The following is a 17,887-nucleotide window of genomic DNA, read 5'->3' as shown; positions in this document are numbered from 1 at the left end:
TTTAACGGTTAGGCTGAGTGTGAACGATGTAGTTTACATCGACGTTGTCACTCATCCAGTATTTTTTAGTCAAGGGGTTATAATGCATGCCTTCGATGCTCTTAAATTCCAGTCCATTAGGACGACTCCAAGCCTCTAGCTCAGAAGGACGGATAAACTTTTTAAAGTCATGAGTACCTTTCGGTAGCATCTGCAATAAATATTCTGCACCGACAATTGCAAACATAAAGCTTTTGGGGTTGCGATTGATGGTGGAAAAGAATACATCACCACTTGGCTTAACGAGCTGTCGACACGCTTGAATGATGGAGCTTGGCTCAGGAACATGCTCCAACATTTCTAAGCAAGTCACTAGGTCAAATTCGCCAGCATGTTTTTCAGCAAAGTCTTCAGCGGTAGTTTGCAAGTATTCAACATCAACGCCGGACTCAAGCTTATGTAATTTTGCAACTTGTAAAGGCATCTCGCCCATATCTATGCCCGTGACAATGGCGCCTTCTTTGGCCATAGCCTCGCTTAAAATGCCACCACCACAGCCAACATCCAAGACTTTTTTGCCATGCAAGTTTCCGACGCGGTCCATGATGAACTTCAGGCGAAGTGGGTTGATATCATGCAGCGGTTTAAAGTCGCCATCCTTATCCCACCAACGTGAAGCCATCTGCTCAAATTTGTTAATTTCATGCGGATCAACGTTGGCTTTAGGGGCGTCATTTTGCTCTGTTTGTGACATAAAGTTTGACCTATGAATGTTCTATTTTATTGCGCCAAGTTTTGGCCATTTGAATCAGCTTAGTTTCGTCAAGTTGCGTCAGCTTACCATCTGCGACCTGAAGCTTGCCGTTAACCCAAACATGACTGACTTGTTCACGCCCCGCAGTATAAACGATTTGTGATACGGGATCATACATGGGCTGTGCTTGCAGGGTATCTAAGTTGATTGTGGTTAAGTCAGCAGCTTTACCGACTTCGATAGAGCCGCAAGTATCGTCTAGACCAAGCGCTTTGGCGCCGCCCATAGTTGCTGCATACAAAATATCTTTCGCGGAACAAGCCTGAGCAGATCCTGTGTAGACTTTACTCAGTAATGAAGCGGTTTTCATTTCTGAGAACATGTTCAAATCATTATTACTGGCGTTACCATCGGTGCCTAATGCAACATTCACCTCAGCGGTAAGTAAGTCTTGGACTGGGCTGATACCGCTGGCTAATTTCATATTGGACTGCGGGCAGTGCACAACAGAAACGCCATGACTCGCGACTGTTTCGATTTCGTTGCGCTGCAACTGTGTCATGTGAACGGCAATAAGGTTTGGGTTGACCAACCCCAGCTCTTGCAAGCGCTTTAATGGTCTCTTGCCGTACTGGGATAAGCTTTCTTTGATCTCGTGAGCAGTTTCATGGATATGCATATGAACCGGAATCGACAGTTCGTTGCTCAAGGTGGCAATTTTGCTCAGGGGTTCATCCGATACAGTGTAGGGCGCGTGAGGGGCGAAGGCGAAACTTAATAAATCGCTGTGCTTATAATCATCTCGCAAACTTAAGCCTTTTTTTACATAAGCTTCCCAGCCGGATCCCCAAACCGAAGGGAAGTCAAAGACTAGCATCCCGACCATGGCCCGCATACCGATGTTTTGCGCAGCTCTAGCAGTCATATTAGGCTGAAAATACATATCGTTGAAACAGGTAGTGCCAGACAGCAACATTTCAGCGATTGCCAAGGTTACGCCGTCCTCACAGAATTTATCATCAACCCACTTTTTCTCTGCTGGCCAGATATGGTTTTCCAGCCACATCATCAATGGCAAATCATCAGACAGACCTTTAAACAAACTCATAGCGGCATGAGTATGGCAATTAATAAAACCCGGAAGGAGAGCCTGGCCTGGTAGTAGGAGGTGATTGTCTGTTGAATAATCTTCCAACAAGTCCTTGGTCGGCTTTATGGCGACTATCTTGTGTTTATGGATCGCTACCGAATAGTTATGGAAAGGCGTTAATTGTCGCTTGCCATTTTGACTGACGGGAATGACCCACTCAGGACTGATGATTTGCTCGACATGGCTTAATGATGCTTGTTCGGTGCTTTGGTTCAAAGCTCCCTCACTTACTGATAATCAATGAGTTACTGCGGTTATTATACCCAACAAAAGTTTAATTCCTAACCAATCTAAAATATATTGATAAATCGTACAAAAAACATACGGATAGGCACATAAAAATTAGCGATAAATAGAGGCCTGTGTTAGAATTATCTGCTTAAATCGAAGCATAATGTCTTTGACTTTCTAACTATAACTATCAGAATTTAAAGGGTTTTTCAGAATGGGTGAACTTGCCAAAGAGATCCTGCCGGTCAATATTGAAGATGAGTTGAAAACGTCCTATTTGGACTACGCCATGAGCGTCATCGTTGGTCGTGCACTCCCAGACGTTAGGGATGGATTAAAACCTGTACATCGACGCGTACTTTACGCCATGAATGTGCTGGGTAACGATTTTAATAAGCCTTATAAAAAATCTGCGCGTGTGGTTGGTGATGTGATTGGTAAATACCACCCTCACGGTGATTCTGCTGTTTACGACACTATTGTTCGTATGGCACAACCGTTCTCTTTGCGCTACATGTTGGTCGATGGCCAGGGTAACTTCGGTTCGATTGACGGTGATTCAGCTGCTGCAATGCGTTATACGGAAGTCCGTATGATGAAGTTGGCTCATCAGCTGTTAGCCGATCTGGATAAAGAAACGGTAGACTTTGAGGACAACTACGATGGGTCTGAGTCTGAGCCTATCGTCCTACCAACTCGAATTCCTAATCTTTTAGTTAACGGCTCTTCTGGTATCGCTGTTGGTATGGCGACCAATATCCCGCCTCACAACTTAAACGAAGTGATTGATGGCTGTTTGGCGTTAATTGATAACCCTGATATTACCATTCCAGAATTGATGGAGTATGTGACAGGCCCTGACTTCCCAACCGCAGCGATCATTAACGGTCGTGCGGGGATTGTGGATGCTTATCATACTGGCCGAGGCAAAATTTATTTGCGTGCTCGTAGTCATATTGAGACTGATGAGAAAAATGGTAAAGACTCTATTGTTGTCACCGAGTTACCGTACCAGGTGAACAAAGCTCGATTGATTGAGAAGATTGCTGAGCTGGTTAAAGACAAGAAGATCGAAGGCATTACAGGTCTGCGTGACGAGTCTGATAAAGACGGTATGCGTATGGTGATTGAGCTGCGTAAAGGTGAAGTGCCGGAAGTGGTACTGAATAACCTCTATGCACAGTCTCAAATGCAGAACGTGTTTGGCATTAACATGGTTGCACTAGACAATGGCCAGCCACGTCTATTCAACCTTAAAGATGCATTAGATGCTTTCGTGACCCACCGCCGTGAAGTGGTTACGCGACGTACTATTTATGACTTGCGAAAAGCGCGTGAAAAAGCTCATGTGTTAGAAGGCTTAGCCATTGCTTTGGCGAATATTGATGAAGTGATCGAACTGATCAAACAGTCTCCAACGCCAAAAGAAGCAAAAGAACAATTAATGGACCGTCAGTGGGCTCCTGGTCAAGTTGCTGATATGTTGGCTCGTGCAGGTACCGAAGCCTGTCGTCCAGAGCATCTAGCGGCTGAATTTGGTTTCCATGATGGTTATTACAAGCTATCAGAAGAACAAGCCAAAGCGATTCTTGAACTGCGACTACATAAGCTTACTGGTCTTGAGCACGATAAAATTATCAGTGAATACAAAGACCTGCTTGGCCTTATCGAAGAACTACTACATATTTTGATGAGCAAAGAACGTTTGCTAGAAGTGATTCGTGAAGAGCTTGAAGAGGTCAAAGAAAACTTTGGTGATGAGCGCCGTTCAGAGATTTTAGAAAGCAAACTTGATTTAACCATTGCTGACTTAATCACCGAAGAAGACGTGGTTGTTACACTGTCTCACGAAGGCTATGTGAAGTACCAGTCTCTGTCAGATTACAAAGCGCAACGTCGTGGTGGTCGTGGTAAGTCTGCAACCAAGATGAAAGACGAAGATTTCATTGATCGTTTATTGGTGGCTTCGACTCACGATATGATTCTATGCTTCTCATCTCGAGGCAAAGTTTATTGGTTAAAAGTGTTTGAATTACCGAATGCAGGCCGTGGCTCACGTGGTAAACCGATCGTTAACGTCTTGCCTTTGGAAAAAGATGAAAAAATCAGTGCTATTCTTCCGATTCGTGAGTTCTCAGAAGATCGTTTTGTCTTTATGGCAACCGCCAACGGTACTGTGAAGAAAACCTCTCTAGAGCAGTTCTCACGTCCTCGAGCTAACGGTATTATCGCACTGACTATTGCTGATGATGATGAGTTGATCGGTGTTGCTGAAACCGCAGGCGAAGACGAAATCATGTTGTTCAGTGATGCGGGTAAAGTCATTCGCTTCGGTGAAGACGCGGTGAGAGCGATGGGACGTACTGCACGTGGTGTTCGTGGTATGAAACTTCCAGATAACGCGAAAGTAATCCAAATGCTTGTGGCGGAAGAAGATTGCTCGATCCTGACTGCTACTGAGAATGGTTACGGTAAACGTACTTCTGTGGAAGATCACCCATTGCGCGGACGTGGTGGCCAAGGTGTTATCTCAATTCAAATGAGCGAGCGTAACGGTCAGGTTGTGTCAGCGGTACCAGTGATTGAAGGCGATGAAGTGATGCTTATTAGTAAAGGCGGAACCCTTATCCGTACTGGTGTTGATGACATCCGCATCATGGGTCGTAACACGCAAGGTGTACGTTTGATTCGGTTGGATGATAATGAAACCCTTGTAGGCTTGCAGCGTATTGTCGAGCTAGATGTTGACGATGATGAGTTGGAAGACGGTGTCGAAGATGGCGTGGAAGAGACTGCCTCGGACTCAGAAGATAAAGATAACTCAATAGACGATTAAGCTATTAGACCTCGGGCTAACAATTCGTTAGCCTTTGGTCATATCCACGACGAGTATTAGGTTATTAGGATGGGATTAGACATGACTCGCGCATTTAACTTTAGTGCCGGGCCTGCTGCGATACCGACAGAAGTATTAGAGCGCGCGCAAAAAGAACTGCTTAACTGGAATGGATATGGTTGCTCAGTGATGGAATTGGGCCACCGCACTCCTGATTTTCAGACTATTCTGGATAAAACAGAAGACGATTTACGCAAACTTCTGAATATTCCTAAAAATTATAAAGTACTGTTTATGCACGGTAGTGCATCTCATCAGTTCGCTATGGTGCCTATGAACTTCTTGGCGCCGGGTGAAACGGCAAACTACCTTGAAATGGATCATTGGTCGAAGATGTGTATCAAAGAAGCGAGTCGTTTCGGTGATATGCACATTCAGCAGGGAATCCGTACTAACTCCGACGGTTTGCTGGAGTTAGTGCCTGAAAATGAATGGTCGCTTGATGAAAAAGGTAAATACCTGCATTTCACTTCAAACGAAACCATTGTTGGCGTTCAATTCCAAGACGATCCTCAGAGCTTTTCCGGTAAGTTGGTCAGTGACATGTGTTCTGATATTTTGTCGCGTCCAATTGATATTGAGAAGTACGCACTAATATACGCAGGTGCACAAAAGAATATCGGACCGTCGGGCATGACCGTGGTCATTGTTCGAGAAGATTTGTTTGAGTCCTTCCAGACGGAACGCGTGCCGAGTTTATTCCAATACCCACATGTATCGAGCAAAGGGTCTATGCCGAATACACCGCCTAGTTTTGGTATTTATTTTGCAGGGTTGGTGTTTGAGTGGCTATTAGAACAGGGTGGTATTGAAGAAATGTATCAACGTAATCTAAAGAAGGCTCACATGCTTTATGATTACGTAGACCAATCTAACTTCTATCATTCTCCTGTTGCTAAAGGCTCTCGTTCTTTTATGAATGTGGCGATTCAAATGAAGGATCGAAAGCATGAAGAACGGTTCTTACACGAAGCTCGAGAAAACCACCTGATTGCACTCAAGGGCCACAAAACCTTTGGTGGCTTGCGAGCGAGTATTTATAACGCCATGTCCATTGAAGGTGTCGAAACCTTGATTCGGTTTATGGATCAGTTTGAGCAACGATTAAAGTAGGTTTTCAGCCACTTTATAGCAGTTTCGACCAGCTGACTTGGCTTTATATAAAGCCTGGTCAGCGTGGTGAATAAGGTTGTGAATCTTAAAGTCATTTTCTGGAAAGGATACGGTAATCCCGATGCTTGCAGTGTAGTTTATTGTTTGACCATCGATCATCACCTGTCTATCAGCCACCGCTTGCAGTAACTTCTCGGCAAATACCTGCGACTGAGCAAGGGTAGTGTTTGGTAAAATGAAAGCAAACTCTTCGCCACCAATTCGCCCTGAAATGTCGCTTTGTCTAATCTGCTCTAATACCAAGTCACCAAAGTCTTTTAGAATCGCATCTCCGGCCATATGGCCATGCTGATCATTAATATTCTTAAAATAATCCAAGTCCAGTACCACAACTCCAAAAGTCGTCTCGTAGCGTTTTGCAGAGCGGTACTCTTGTTCTGCGCGGTGTAGGAATGCTCTCCGGTTAAGTAAGCCTGTCAACTGATCAAATAGGGCCCATTCGGACATTGTCTCCTCTAATTCTATGACCCGTAAAAATAAGCCGATTAAATACCAAGACAAGAGGGGGGCGACAATAATAGGAATTACTGCTGCTCTGAGAAATGAGCTGTAACTAAATGTAACCTCTTGAAATTGTTGTAAAATGTAGTTGAGCCCTACAGCCAGTAACACTGCGATTACAGAGATAAGAACGACTATTCTTATCCTACCTATTTTATAGATGACTTTTCGCATAAATATTGTTGCTAAAGCAAATATGCATCACTTTATGCTCTTTTAAGGTGGAAGGGAAGTTTATGTGACAAAGCTCACAAAATCTTCGCGATTGCTTTTGATGCACTATTCATCAGGCATTACGCCTGATTGAGGTATCTGAGACGTAAATAGCCGTTGAGTAATAGAAATTGATAATGACGATTTATAGAGATATGGGGTGAAAGTTTGTACGGTTTCTTGGATAATGTGCGCAAAATTTATTTGGCTACAGTTTACTTTCTATTTCTAGAAACACTGGGCTAGAGAATAAAGACGGAGTCTGTTATGAGTTGTGATTTTATACAGTTAGCGAATCCTGGGGTGCAAGAGCTGCATCCATACCAACCAGGTAAACCTATTTCTGAGCTAGAAAGAGAGCTAGGGATTACCAACATTGTGAAGTTGGCGAGTAATGAAAATCCAATCGGTATTAGCCCGAAAGCACAAGCTGCAATGGAAAAGAAGTTTTCTGAATTAGCGCGCTATCCTGACGCTAACGGCTATTATCTTAAGGCTAAAATCGCTGAACGTGTTGGTGTTGATATAAACCAAATCACGCTGGGTAATGGTTCTAACGACGTTTTAGAGCTTATCGCACGCGTATTTGTGGCGCCTGAGCATGAAGTGATCTTTTCACAACACGCTTTCGTGGTTTACCCGATTGTCACGCAGGCCATCGGTGCTAAGAAAGTTGTAATTCCAGCGAAAGACTGGGGACATGATTTAGAGGCAACGGCTGAGGCAATTACACCGAATACGCGCATGATATTTATCGCGAATCCGAACAACCCAACGGGAACGTGGGTTAAGTCTGACGAGCTGAAAGCTTTTATGGACAAAGTGCCTGAAGACGTTTTGGTTATCTTGGACGAAGCCTATTATGAGTACGTTGAAGATAAAGACTATCCACAAACGATTCCTTGGATCAAAGATTATCCAAACTTAATCGTCACTCGGACTTTCTCAAAGGCTTATGGTTTAGCAGGTGTTCGCGCCGGTTATGCGGTCGCGAATGAAGAAATTACTGGTTTGATTAATCGCCCACGCCAACCGTTCAATATGAACTCTTTAGCTTTGGCCGCGGCAGAAGCAGTATTGGATGACCGCGAGTATCTTCAGCGTGCTTTAGAGGTTAATAAAGCTGGCATGGAGCAACTCGAAGCGGTCTTTAAAGAGCTTAGCTATGACTATATTCCATCAGTAACAAACTTTATTACTGTGGATATGGGCAAGCCAGCTGGCCCAATTTACCAGCACATGTTGGAGCAGGGCGTCATTGTTCGTCCTGTGGCTAACTATGAGATGCCCAATCATTTACGCGTCAGTATCGGCTTAGAGGAAGAAAATGCTAAGTTTATTCGCGTCTTACGTGAGATGACGAAGTAGGCTGGCATGAGTAACGATACTATAGTCAGTGCACCGGTCATCACTGTCGATGGTCCTAGTGGTTCCGGTAAAGGAACCATTAGCCAAATTGTGGCAACCAAACTCGGTTACCACTTACTCGATAGTGGAGCGCTGTATCGCTTAACCGCCTTATCAGTGATAAAGAATAATATTGATATCACGGATGTTGACGCAGTCTCCAAGGCCGCATTAGCACTTGATGTGGTGTTTGAGCCACAAGTTGATGGCGAGCAGAAAGTGTTGTTGAAGGGTGAAGACGTTGGTGTTCAGCTACGGTTAGATGAAACCAGTGCGATGGCTTCACAAGTTGCAGCGATTCCCGAAGTTCGAGAGGCTTTATTGGTTCGTCAAAAACAGTTCAGACAGGAGCCAGGTTTAGTTGCGGATGGTCGCGACATGGGAACGGTGGTTTTCCCTGATGCTGAACATAAGGTGTTTTTGACTGCAAGCCCCGAAATACGGGCAGAAAGACGCCACAAACAGTTGATCGAAAAGGGCGTTGATGCTAACATTTCGCACCTTCTAAAAAGCATCATCGATAGAGATGAGCGTGATCGCACTCGTACTGTGGCCCCATTGGTGCCAGCAGAGGGTGCTGTTGTTATTGATAGCTCAAATTTAACGATTGATGAAGTGGTTCAGCAAATCCTTGATTTTATAGGTTTTTCTGGGCATTAAATTGGAAAAGTTGATTCGCATGGATGATGAATCGATAAAACTCATTGACCCATGGCAACGGGATCGTCGCATGGTGATTTTAACTAAGTCTCTGTCTAAGAATATCTTAGCAGGGTGTATCAGGTACTAACGAATGAGCGAGAATTTCGCAGAACTATTTGAACAGAGCCTACAAAACGTAGAAATGCGTCCAGGCGCCATCATCACCGGTACGGTTGTTGATATTGATAATGAAGTTGTTGTAGTTAACGCTGGCCTAAAGTCAGAAGGCGTTATCCCACGTAGCCAATTCATGAGCGACAAGGGTGAGCTAGAAGTTAACGTAGGCGACGAAGTTGAAGTTGCATTAGACGCAGTAGAAGACGGTTTCGGTGAAACTCGTTTATCTCGTGAGCGTGCTAAGCGTATCGCTGCTTGGGGTGTGCTTGAAGCTGCACATGAAGCAGATGAAACAGTTACAGGTGTTATCACTGGTAAAGTTAAAGGTGGTTTCACTGTTGAAGTTAAGTCAATTCGTGCTTTCCTTCCTGGTTCTTTGGTTGACGTTCGTCCTGTTCGTGATACATCACACCTTGAAGGTGTTGATCTTGAGTTTAAAGTTATCAAACTTGACCAAAAACGTAACAACGTAGTGGTTTCTCGTCGTGCTGTTATCGAGTCTGAAAACAGTGCTGAGCGTGAAGAGCTTCTGGCTAACCTTGAGGAAGGTTCAGAGCTTAAAGGTATCGTTAAGAACCTTACTGATTACGGTGCATTCGTTGATTTGGGTGGTGTTGACGGTCTTCTACATATCACAGATATGGCGTGGAAGCGTATTAAGCACCCAAGCGAAGTGGTACAAGTTGGCGACGAAATCGACGTTAAAGTATTGAAGTTTGACCGCGAGCGTAACCGTGTATCTCTAGGTATCAAGCAACTTGGCTCTGATCCTTGGGTTGATATCAACGATCGTTACCCAGAAGGCGCACGTCTACAAGGTCGTGTAACTAACCTTACTGATTACGGTTGTTTCGTCGAAATCGAAGACGGTGTTGAAGGTCTTGTACACGTTTCTGAAATGGATTGGACTAACAAAAACATCCACCCATCTAAAGTGGTTAACTTGGGTGATGAAGTTGAAGTTATGGTTCTTGATATTGATGAAGAGCGTCGTCGTATTTCTCTTGGTATTAAGCAATGTGTGCCTAACCCTTGGAACGAATTCGCTGCAACTCACAACAAGAACGACAAAGTGACTGGCAAAATCAAGTCTATCACTGATTTCGGTATCTTCATCGGTCTTGATGGCGGTATCGACGGTCTTGTACATCTTTCTGATATTTCATGGACTGTTTCTGGCGAAGAAGCGGTACGTGACTTTAAGAAAGGCGACGAAGTTGAAGCTGTTGTGTTGTCAGTAGATGCAGAGCGTGAGCGTATCTCTCTAGGTATTAAGCAAGTAGATTCAGATCCATTTGCTGAGTACTTAAGCGAGCATCCAAAAGGTTCTGTGGTTACTGGTAAAGTAACTGATGTTGACGCTAAAGGCGCAACGGTAGAGTTGGCTGAGAACATCGAAGGTTATGTTCGCGCTTCAGATATCGCTCCTGAGCGTATCGAAGATGCTAGCAAGCACTTGAGTGTTGGTGACGACATCGAAGCTAAATTCGTTGGCGTAGACAAGAAAAACCGCAATTTGACCTTGTCTATTAAAGCGAAGGACGCGGCTGAAGAAGCAGAAGCAATTAAAGAGTTCAGCAACGAGAAAGGTTCTAATTCTCCAGCGACTCTAGGTGATTTATTGAAAGAACAGTTAGGTGATGACGAATAATCACACCACTGATTTTTCTTAAAATCATAAAAGCCCAGCAGTAGCTGGGCTTTTTTTTGAGGTGGGGTTTTTTGGTAATTTGTAAAAAATACCATATAATTAAAATAGTTAGGTGATTTTTACTTTGAAATACCCCATACTATTGGGTATTCAATTAAATGGAGGTCTAGACCAATGACAAAATCGCAATTGATTGAGTGTCTAGTGGATAAAAACCCTCAATTGTCGGTTCGTGATGTTGAGCTAGTAGTAAAGTCTTTAATTGACCAAATGTCTGAGACTTTATCTGATGGTGGTCGAATCGAAATTCGTGGCTTTGGAAGCTTCTCGCTTCACTATCGCGCACCTCGCGTTGGAAGAAATCCTAAAACTGGTGAATCAGTGACACTGCATGGTAAGCATGTCCCGCATTTCAAACCTGGCAAGGAATTGCGCGAAAGGGTTGATGCAGGCAAAGATGAACCTATTAAGCCTTAGAAATCCACTCTAGATGCTGTTTGTACACTTGAAAGGGTACGAATAGTCGAAACGAACAGCTTGGAGCGAGTGTGCGTAAGATAATTGCCATTTTACTTTTTGTGGTTGTGTTGGTCATGAGCACTGTGTTTGCTTTAAATAATGATCAGGTCACGACTGTCGACTACCTCTTTGGCTCAACCGAGCTACCACTTTCTTTAGTTGTGTTTTGGGCTGGGCTTTGCGGTCTGGTATTAGGCGTTTTAGGGATGGCGTTTGCGCTCTATAAGTATCGCCACCGTCTTAATCGAGCTAAAAAGCAACTCAACAAAGTCGAAAAAGAGCTTCATCAGTTACGTCAGCAATCAGTATCAGCTAAGGATCCATTTTAGATGAATCAGTGGTTACTGTATGGGGTCTTAGCGTTATTACCCCTTGCTGCCTTGTCTGGTTTTTTGATGGGCCGTAAGCACCGAAAAGGCAAGCAGGATAATCGTTTATCCAGTGACTATATTAAAGGCTTAAACTACCTACTCAATGAGCAACCTGACAAAGCGGTTGATACGTTTATAGACTTGCTCAAAGTTGACACGGATACCGTAGAGACGCATTTAGCGCTCGGGAATTTATTCAGAAAACGTGGTGAAGTCGACCGTTCTATTCGGTTGCACCAGAACCTTATTGCCCGCCCACAGTTATCATCAAGGGATCGTAACTCTGCCTTGTTTCAGTTAGGGTTAGATTACAATGCTGTTGGGATGTATGACCGCTCAGAAAAGCTTTTTAAAGAGCTGTTAAGCGATCCTGTCCATAAAAATGAGTCGCTGGTTCAGCTGCTTAATATTCATCAGTTAACCCGTGACTGGGATGATGCTACCAAAATTGCTGAGGAACTACAGTCCAGTCTAGGCGTTGAGCAAAGCAAGCCAATTGCACACTTTTATTGTGAACTTGCTGCCCAGAAGCGACAAGACGGCGATATTAAAGCGGCATTATCAAACGTCAAAAAAGCATTAACCATCAATCCTGACTCTGTCAGAGCTAGCTTGTTGCAAGGCGATATTCATTTACAGCAAAAAAGTTACAAGCAGGCGATAAAGTCATATCAACGAATCTTGCAGCAAGACATCGCTTTTCTACCTGAAGCGCTTCCCAATATTGCTGAAGCTTATAGCAACATTAAAGACAATTCAGGTTACCGGAGCTTTCTGAATAAAAGCTTAGACGCTGGAGCTGGAGTGTCTGTGTTGGTGGAACTTTCCAAAATTATACAAGCTGAGAAAGATGATCGTGCAGCGGCAGAACTGATTGGCAATTTTTTGAAGGAACGTCCTTCATTAAAGGGCTTGCAAAGGCTCATTACGCTTCACATTGAGCATGCTCAAGATTCTGCGAAACCGAGTTTACAGCTACTTGATGATATTGTCGAAAAGCTGATTTCTAAAAAACCTCGTTATGCATGCCATAATTGTGGGTTCGAAACAAAAGCCATTTATTGGCAGTGTCCGAGTTGTAAAGAGTGGAGCTCGGTAAAGCCGATAAAAGGCATAGAAGGCGAATAACGTTAGATAGGTAAAGTATGTCTGAACCAAAGATCTTAGTTGCTCTTGACTACAACGATAAAAATAAAGCATTAGCATTAGTTGAACAATTGAACCCAAAACTGTGTGGCTTAAAAGTCGGTAAAGAGATGTTTACCTTGTTTGGCCCAGGCTTTGTGAAGGAGCTGGTTGGCAAAGGCTACAATGTGTTTTTAGACTTAAAATTTCATGATATACCCAATACAGTTGCAAAAGCTTGTAAGGCTGCTGCCGCTTTAGGTGTGTGGATGATTAATGTCCACGCTTCTGGTGGTCGCGAAATGATGGTGAAAGCGAAACAAGCGCTTCATGAAACGGACAATCCACCGCTACTCATTGCTGTCACCATGCTAACCAGTATGAATGCCCAAGTGTTTAGCGAGCTAGGATATCAGCGAAACCTCGCTGAGCAAGTGAGTCACCTTGCTCAAATCACGCAAGAGTCTGGTCTTGATGGTGTGGTATGTTCGTCCTGGGAAGCCAAGCAGCTTAAGCAACAGTGCGGTAAAGATTTCCAGCTCGTAACGCCAGGTATTCGCCCAGCAGGAAGCGACAAGGGAGATCAGAGCAGAATTATGACTCCTCAGCAGGCGCTAGAAGCCGGTTCCGATTTTCTAGTGATAGGGCGACCGATCACACAAGCTCCAGATCCCTACCAAGCTTTGTGCGATATTTCTGATTCTCTCGTAAGCCACTTGTAACTGATATTGTCATGATTTAATCTCCTTTCTGCCGGCAATGATGCCGTATAGGGAAATTAATAAGGAGATTATTCATGAAGTTGTTTGCAACTCTCGCAATGGTACTAACTTGCTTCTTGGGTCAAGCCGTACAAGCTAAAGATAAAGTAGAAAGACCTTCCACAACCCAAAGCCAACAAAAGCTTTCACAAGTCAACATAAACACAGCGACGACTAGTCAGCTAGCGGCCGTAATGAAAGGTGTTGGCTTAAAAAAGGCTGAGGCGATTATTGAGTACCGTAAAAAGTTTGGGCCTTTCAAGTCCATCGATGAGTTAACAGCAGTAAAAGGTATTGGCTCTAAAACGTTACAAAAGAATCGAGCCAAGCTCACTATTTAGTACCTTCTACTTTCATACTAGATCGGGCCTTGAGCGATTTGGGTTCACTCAGTCGACTCTTAGGCCAGATTAAGCCTAGAATAAGCCCTTGTATGAATCCTATAATATGGGCTTCCTCGATAACATTGCCGCCGAGCCATTCGTTATAACTTGTTTCCACGCCCACTAGTTGCGGCATAAATATTTTAAGCCCTACAATGAGTAGTAGAAGGCCGCTGAGTTTGACACCAAGTCTAAACTCTGCGATAGCCGCTGCTGCGATTAGACCGTAAAGTGCACCAGACATACCGACGTAATGGTCAAGAGAGGGGACCCACAAGTGCAGGCCAACAATATTCCCAACAAATAGAATTGCAAACCAAGCCAGCCAATCGATATTCTTTAGTAAGTTTATGAATAGCAACATAGTGAACCATAAACCAGCTAAGTTAAGGGTTGTGTGCCATACGCCTAGGTGAACAAAGTTCGGAGTGAGAAAGCGCCACAGTTCTCCATCACTGATCGCTCTACGGTCATAAGCCATCCATAAATCTGGCTTGGGTAATGCAAATATGAGAATAATGCAAATATGACTTAAAATCAAAGGGATAGCATATTTTTTCAAAGTGTTAAACATAAGTAATATTTATCAAATGTAAAATTTACATCACGTTTTTATTAACCTATATTGATTAATATTTATACAAGAAAACCCATAACACTGGTTCTTTACAATAATAATATCGTTTAAAAACAATTAGTTATGGTAACTTCTCGGCGGATGCGTATTTCGTTATCCATTATTTATTTTGTTTTATATCCTATTTTATTATTAATAACTACTGTTAGAGGAATTTAATTATGTTTGAATCTATCGCAATGATCTGCTATTTATCTATGGTACAGCCTCAAGAAATCCAACAACCTTTGTTTGATCCCAAGGAAGTTGCACTTGAAGTATACACAGGCGGGACGGGTGGAGAGCCTGAAGAGGATCCCGATAAAACAAAGAGAGATTAGTATTTGATTGTAAATTTCGTTAATGAATTGGACTTGAACGGCTTTATATCTAATGTTTTTACATTATCTTTAATAGGCTGTTTATTTCTGCACTTGATTCTCACCAAGCAAAAACGCTTGGTGAGTTTTTGCATGTTTATGGTCATTGTCCAGTTTGCAAACTGGCAGTTAGTGCCTTGGTTGATGGAACATAACTACGGCAAGTTCTTATGGTATGTAACGTTGATGGCTACCGATATATTAATCCTTCTTTATGTTGGTTATAAAGCTGTTACAACTAAAAAGGTTTTAAAAGAAGAGTTAGCTGTCAGTATTTTTACCGTTATAGCAATAGCATTTTACCTTGGACGTTTTATTGAAAGACATTTTACCGAGTTTAGTTTAATTAAAGGGTTACAGGCTTACGCAATTCCAGCAGTTAATATATGCATAATAATAGTTTTAGCTGCGCCCATACTTAAACAATTAGTATTATTAGCAGGGAAACACCTCAATGGCATTACTATTTTTGGCCTACGGTTTAGTGTTAGCAGCGTTCGCAGCAATGCTGTTTTGGCTGATTCTAAGGGCTTATCGAAACAAAAGCACAGAGTCCTTTGATTTAGGTAGCTCTGATAGTCAACTCTTTGGAAATGAAGAGAAAGTTATTGATCTGTCTGCTTTCCGCAGAGCAGACATTAAAGCTTTGCGCTTACTGCAAGAGTACTCACAAATAGAAACGAGTAACCTCACTGAAAAAGATAAACTGAGAGAAATACTGGTGTGGAATCAAAAGTTGGAAGAGTTTGAGCGTAACAACCGTAAAATTATACAATCGCGAGGTTTTTTACGACCTGTTCAGTCAAGCACCCCATCAAGCTCAGTCACACCACTTACGCGAATTTAATAGTATTTATCTAGCACAATTTAAGCGCCATGTTGGTGGCGCTTAAACTCTAAGTTTCCTGTCCCTAGTGTTTCAATATCACCAACCTAAGTCACCCTTGAGGCAATTATGCATTAATAGTGATGCAAAAATGCTTTGGTTATCAAGGGTTTAGTCTAATATTTGCTTTGCATTTTTTTATTATATATTTTTATGAAATGTAAAATTTACATCACGTTTTGATTCAATTATATTGATTAATATTTATACAGAAAGACCATGGCGCTTGCTCTTGTTAATAATAATATCGTTTAAAGACAACAAGTTATGGCAATTCTTTGGCGGAGACTTCGTCTGCTTTCCATTCATTAACTTTATTTATAATCATTTTTTTATCAATCACTACTGTTAGAGGAATTTAATTATGTTTGAATCTATCGCAATGATCTGCTATTTATCTATGGTACAGCCTCAAGAAATTCAACAACCTTTGTTTGAGCCGAGAGAAACGGTGCTAGAGGTTTATACTGGTAATGGTGGCGGAGAACCTGAAGAGGACCCTACCGAAGAGAAACGTGATTAGTCTTTGCTGAAAAGCAATTCACTGAGATGACATAGCTGTTTATCCAGTCATCTTAAATATCGAGATGGGGTTAAGCAAATCCTCTAAGGCGAATCACGGAAGGTTAATTACTCCTGGCCATTGGCTGGAACGAGTAAACAAGTAAGAAGGGGATTTAATTCGATTGTTTAACTTTGTCTTAGAGCTCAATCTTTGGCAACCACTAAAAGATATATTTACGTTATCTTTAGTGGGTTGCCTTTTATTGCACTTACTTGTGACTAAAGAGAGACGCTTGGTTAGTTTTTGCGTTTTTTTAGTATTAGTACAATTCTTAAACTGGGTAATTAGTCCTGCATTAAGATCGCATGAGATTGCAATTTATATTTGGTACATCACATGGATGATTACAGACATTCTAATACTGGCTTATGTCGCGACGAGAGCAGTGATCAGTCGCCATGTACTTAAAGAAGAATTTGCTGTTTGTGTGCTCACTATTGTTGCTATTTCATTTAGTTTAGGGCGGTATATCGAGCGACACTTCACAGAGTTTGATTTTATAGGGAATATTCAGGGCTATGCTTTGCAAGCCGTGAACGTTTGTATTGTTTTGATGCTGTTAACACCCGCATTGAAACAGTTGGTTTATTTGGTAGGAAGAGAACTGAATGGCATTACTATTTTTGGCCTACGGTTTAGTGTTAGCAGCGTTCGCAGCGATGCTGTTTTGGCTGATACTAAAGGCATATCGAAACAAAAACGCAGAGTCTTTTGAAGTTGCTTCGGAACAAGCCCTCTTCGAAAACGAAGAGAACGTTGTCGATCTGTCTGCTTATCGCAGAGCAGATATTAAAGCGTTGCGATTATTGCAAGAGTACTCTCAAATCGAGACCAGCAACCTAACTGAAAAAGATAAGCTCAGAGAAATACTGGTTTGGAATCAGAAACTTGAAGAGTTTGAGCGGAAGAATCGAAAAATAATCCAATCAAGGGGGTTCTTGCGGCCAGTACAGGCGCAAACCAAAGGAATTCAAGGTAGCAGTACCCTGAGTAGGATTTAGCCTCGCAGACACAAAAATAGCGCCATTGGGCGCTATTTTTTTAATTGTATCTTTTTTATTGTGTTTACAGAGTCTTCTTAATAACTCTAAAACGTTACTTCAAATTAACTATGCGCATACCTAGCTCTTCTTTGGAGCTATTAGCGCGGTAATTTGAAAGAATCATTTCTGCTTTTTCTTCAGGGGTTAGCTCAATTCCTCGAGCATTCGCTAAAGACTCAACTAGAGTGATGATACGCTTCAATGTATCGACCTCAGAAGAGTAATCAATCTGACTGGTAGTTTCATTAACAGGGACTAGTGATAACCTAAAACCTAAGGCTCTAGCAAGTGTGTCAATCTTATGGACTCCAGGATCAGTAGTCTTGCGCTCAAGAATCCTATAGATAGTAGATTGACTAATATTAGATTTGCGCTGCATTGAATAATCAGTTTCACCAAAATTATTCATAAGTTGCTTAAGTTGATCAATTATTTCGCTCATATTGTATTCCAACAATGCAATT

At 42.5% G+C, this 17,887-nt stretch carries 20 protein-coding genes; 15 read left to right on the top strand and 5 right to left on the bottom strand.

Annotation, left to right across the window (positions count from 1 at the left end; all coding sequences use genetic code 11):
- Nucleotide 1: 1 nt before the first annotated feature.
- Complete coding sequence (gene ubiG / locus TQ33_RS07240) at nucleotides 2–733, bottom strand: bifunctional 2-polyprenyl-6-hydroxyphenol methylase/3-demethylubiquinol 3-O-methyltransferase UbiG (RefSeq protein WP_046561462.1); 732 nt, start codon at nucleotides 731–733, stop codon at nucleotides 2–4.
- A gap of 10 nt (nucleotides 734–743) precedes the next feature.
- Nucleotides 744–2,099: a TRZ/ATZ family hydrolase gene (locus TQ33_RS07235; protein ID WP_046561461.1), complete on the bottom strand. Its 1,356-nt coding sequence runs from the start codon at nucleotides 2,097–2,099 to the stop codon at nucleotides 744–746.
- 229 nt (nucleotides 2,100–2,328) lie between these two features.
- On the opposite strand from TQ33_RS07235, the gene gyrA reads away from it, so the two are divergent.
- Nucleotides 2,329–4,950 carry a DNA gyrase subunit A gene (gene gyrA / locus TQ33_RS07230; RefSeq protein WP_046561460.1) on the top strand — a complete coding sequence of 874 codons (2,622 nt, stop codon included), beginning with the start codon at nucleotides 2,329–2,331 and terminating at the stop codon, nucleotides 4,948–4,950.
- 81 nt (nucleotides 4,951–5,031) lie between these two features.
- The gene (gene serC, locus TQ33_RS07225) at nucleotides 5,032–6,123 is read left to right on the top strand and encodes a 3-phosphoserine/phosphohydroxythreonine transaminase (protein ID WP_046561459.1); all 1,092 of its coding nucleotides are present in this window, start codon (nucleotides 5,032–5,034) and stop codon (nucleotides 6,121–6,123) included.
- On the opposite strand, the gene TQ33_RS07220 is transcribed toward serC, so the two are convergent.
- The gene (locus tag TQ33_RS07220) at nucleotides 6,115–6,630 is read right to left on the bottom strand and encodes a GGDEF domain-containing protein (RefSeq protein WP_052735238.1); all 516 of its coding nucleotides are present in this window, start codon (nucleotides 6,628–6,630) and stop codon (nucleotides 6,115–6,117) included. The genes serC and TQ33_RS07220 overlap by 9 nt on opposite strands.
- A gap of 534 nt (nucleotides 6,631–7,164) precedes the next feature.
- On the opposite strand from TQ33_RS07220, the gene hisC reads away from it, so the two are divergent.
- The 8 genes from hisC to TQ33_RS07180 all read left to right on the top strand — a co-directional run bounded on the left by hisC (nucleotide 7,165) and on the right by TQ33_RS07180 (nucleotide 13,891).
- Nucleotides 7,165–8,265, top strand: coding sequence for a histidinol-phosphate transaminase (gene hisC, locus TQ33_RS07215; RefSeq protein WP_046561457.1), 1,101 nt, complete (start codon nucleotides 7,165–7,167; stop codon nucleotides 8,263–8,265).
- 6 nt (nucleotides 8,266–8,271) lie between these two features.
- A complete protein-coding gene (gene cmk / locus TQ33_RS07210) occupies nucleotides 8,272–8,964 on the top strand; it encodes a (d)CMP kinase (RefSeq protein WP_046561456.1) in 693 nt (230 codons plus the stop codon).
- Nucleotides 8,965–9,097: 133 nt separating this feature from the next.
- On the top strand, nucleotides 9,098–10,774 hold the full coding sequence (gene rpsA / locus TQ33_RS07205; protein WP_046561455.1) for a 30S ribosomal protein S1: 1,677 nt from the start codon (nucleotides 9,098–9,100) through the stop codon (nucleotides 10,772–10,774).
- A 174-nt stretch (nucleotides 10,775–10,948) separates the two neighbouring features.
- Nucleotides 10,949–11,251 carry an integration host factor subunit beta gene (locus TQ33_RS07200; protein WP_046561454.1) on the top strand — a complete coding sequence of 101 codons (303 nt, stop codon included), beginning with the start codon at nucleotides 10,949–10,951 and terminating at the stop codon, nucleotides 11,249–11,251.
- A 71-nt stretch (nucleotides 11,252–11,322) separates the two neighbouring features.
- Nucleotides 11,323–11,622 (top strand): LapA family protein, encoded by a 300-nt coding sequence (locus TQ33_RS07195; RefSeq protein WP_046561453.1) that lies wholly within the window; start codon nucleotides 11,323–11,325, stop codon nucleotides 11,620–11,622.
- Nucleotides 11,623–12,792, top strand: a complete 1,170-nt coding sequence (gene lapB, locus TQ33_RS07190; RefSeq protein WP_046561452.1) for a lipopolysaccharide assembly protein LapB — start codon at nucleotides 11,623–11,625, stop codon at nucleotides 12,790–12,792.
- A 17-nt stretch (nucleotides 12,793–12,809) separates the two neighbouring features.
- Nucleotides 12,810–13,511 carry an orotidine-5'-phosphate decarboxylase gene (pyrF, locus tag TQ33_RS07185; RefSeq protein ID WP_046561451.1) on the top strand — a complete coding sequence of 234 codons (702 nt, stop codon included), beginning with the start codon at nucleotides 12,810–12,812 and terminating at the stop codon, nucleotides 13,509–13,511.
- A gap of 74 nt (nucleotides 13,512–13,585) precedes the next feature.
- Nucleotides 13,586–13,891, top strand: coding sequence for a ComEA family DNA-binding protein (locus TQ33_RS07180; protein WP_046561450.1), 306 nt, complete (start codon nucleotides 13,586–13,588; stop codon nucleotides 13,889–13,891).
- Here the strand turns inward: TQ33_RS07180 and rrtA are convergent.
- On the bottom strand, nucleotides 13,884–14,507 hold the full coding sequence (gene rrtA, locus TQ33_RS07175; protein ID WP_046561449.1) for a rhombosortase: 624 nt from the start codon (nucleotides 14,505–14,507) through the stop codon (nucleotides 13,884–13,886). The two genes, TQ33_RS07180 and rrtA, sit on opposite strands and share 8 nt — an antisense overlap.
- 224 nt (nucleotides 14,508–14,731) lie before the next feature.
- On the opposite strand from rrtA, the gene TQ33_RS12000 reads away from it, so the two are divergent.
- The 5 genes from TQ33_RS12000 (at nucleotide 14,732) to TQ33_RS07165 (ending at nucleotide 17,381) form a co-directional block, all read left to right on the top strand.
- Complete coding sequence (locus TQ33_RS12000; protein WP_169745465.1) at nucleotides 14,732–14,890, top strand: hypothetical protein; 159 nt, start codon at nucleotides 14,732–14,734, stop codon at nucleotides 14,888–14,890.
- A gap of 3 nt (nucleotides 14,891–14,893) precedes the next feature.
- Nucleotides 14,894–15,490 carry a hypothetical protein gene (locus TQ33_RS11975; RefSeq protein WP_144405963.1) on the top strand — a complete coding sequence of 199 codons (597 nt, stop codon included), beginning with the start codon at nucleotides 14,894–14,896 and terminating at the stop codon, nucleotides 15,488–15,490.
- A complete protein-coding gene (locus TQ33_RS07170; RefSeq protein WP_046561448.1) occupies nucleotides 15,384–15,776 on the top strand; it encodes a hypothetical protein in 393 nt (130 codons plus the stop codon). The genes TQ33_RS11975 and TQ33_RS07170 overlap by 107 nt, the downstream gene beginning before the upstream one ends.
- Nucleotides 15,777–16,179: 403 nt before the next feature.
- A complete protein-coding gene (locus TQ33_RS11995; RefSeq protein ID WP_169745464.1) occupies nucleotides 16,180–16,338 on the top strand; it encodes a hypothetical protein in 159 nt (52 codons plus the stop codon).
- Nucleotides 16,339–16,988: 650 nt separating this feature from the next.
- Entirely contained in the window at nucleotides 16,989–17,381 is a 393-nt protein-coding gene (locus TQ33_RS07165) for a hypothetical protein (RefSeq protein WP_046561447.1), read from the top strand.
- A 94-nt stretch (nucleotides 17,382–17,475) separates the two neighbouring features.
- Here TQ33_RS07165 and TQ33_RS07160 read toward each other — a convergent pair whose 3' ends face one another.
- Nucleotides 17,476–17,865 carry a helix-turn-helix domain-containing protein gene (locus TQ33_RS07160; RefSeq protein WP_046561446.1) on the bottom strand — a complete coding sequence of 130 codons (390 nt, stop codon included), beginning with the start codon at nucleotides 17,863–17,865 and terminating at the stop codon, nucleotides 17,476–17,478.
- Nucleotides 17,866–17,887 lie beyond the last annotated feature (22 nt).

This window comes from Kangiella geojedonensis (assembly GCF_000981765.1).
GTDB lineage: Bacteria > Pseudomonadota > Gammaproteobacteria > Enterobacterales > Kangiellaceae > Kangiella > Kangiella geojedonensis.
The sequence above is the reverse complement of the archived record's forward strand: the minus strand, read 5'-3'. Positions and strand labels throughout refer to the sequence as shown.

What these genes read in the sequence shown, in the direction of transcription:
- TQ33_RS11995 (WP_169745464.1), top strand. Translation starts at nt 16,180, where the DNA reads ATGTTTGAATCTATCGCAATGATCTGCTATTTATCTATGGTACAGCCT.
- TQ33_RS07165 (WP_046561447.1), top strand. Translation starts at nt 16,989, where the DNA reads ATGGCATTACTATTTTTGGCCTACGGTTTAGTGTTAGCAGCGTTCGCA.
- TQ33_RS07160 (WP_046561446.1), bottom strand. Translation starts at nt 17,865, where the DNA reads ATGAGCGAAATAATTGATCAACTTAAGCAACTTATGAATAATTTTGGT.
- serC (WP_046561459.1), top strand. Translation starts at nt 5,032, where the DNA reads ATGACTCGCGCATTTAACTTTAGTGCCGGGCCTGCTGCGATACCGACA.
- rpsA (WP_046561455.1), top strand. Translation starts at nt 9,098, where the DNA reads ATGAGCGAGAATTTCGCAGAACTATTTGAACAGAGCCTACAAAACGTA.
- TQ33_RS07220 (WP_052735238.1), bottom strand. Translation starts at nt 6,630, where the DNA reads ATGTCCGAATGGGCCCTATTTGATCAGTTGACAGGCTTACTTAACCGG.
- TQ33_RS12000 (WP_169745465.1), top strand. Translation starts at nt 14,732, where the DNA reads ATGTTTGAATCTATCGCAATGATCTGCTATTTATCTATGGTACAGCCT.
- TQ33_RS07180 (WP_046561450.1), top strand. Translation starts at nt 13,586, where the DNA reads ATGAAGTTGTTTGCAACTCTCGCAATGGTACTAACTTGCTTCTTGGGT.
- TQ33_RS07200 (WP_046561454.1), top strand. Translation starts at nt 10,949, where the DNA reads ATGACAAAATCGCAATTGATTGAGTGTCTAGTGGATAAAAACCCTCAA.
- gyrA (WP_046561460.1), top strand. Translation starts at nt 2,329, where the DNA reads ATGGGTGAACTTGCCAAAGAGATCCTGCCGGTCAATATTGAAGATGAG.
- cmk (WP_046561456.1), top strand. Translation starts at nt 8,272, where the DNA reads ATGAGTAACGATACTATAGTCAGTGCACCGGTCATCACTGTCGATGGT.
- ubiG (WP_046561462.1), bottom strand. Translation starts at nt 733, where the DNA reads ATGTCACAAACAGAGCAAAATGACGCCCCTAAAGCCAACGTTGATCCG.
- pyrF (WP_046561451.1), top strand. Translation starts at nt 12,810, where the DNA reads ATGTCTGAACCAAAGATCTTAGTTGCTCTTGACTACAACGATAAAAAT.
- hisC (WP_046561457.1), top strand. Translation starts at nt 7,165, where the DNA reads ATGAGTTGTGATTTTATACAGTTAGCGAATCCTGGGGTGCAAGAGCTG.
- TQ33_RS07170 (WP_046561448.1), top strand. Translation starts at nt 15,384, where the DNA reads ATGGCATTACTATTTTTGGCCTACGGTTTAGTGTTAGCAGCGTTCGCA.
- lapB (WP_046561452.1), top strand. Translation starts at nt 11,623, where the DNA reads ATGAATCAGTGGTTACTGTATGGGGTCTTAGCGTTATTACCCCTTGCT.
- rrtA (WP_046561449.1), bottom strand. Translation starts at nt 14,507, where the DNA reads ATGTTTAACACTTTGAAAAAATATGCTATCCCTTTGATTTTAAGTCAT.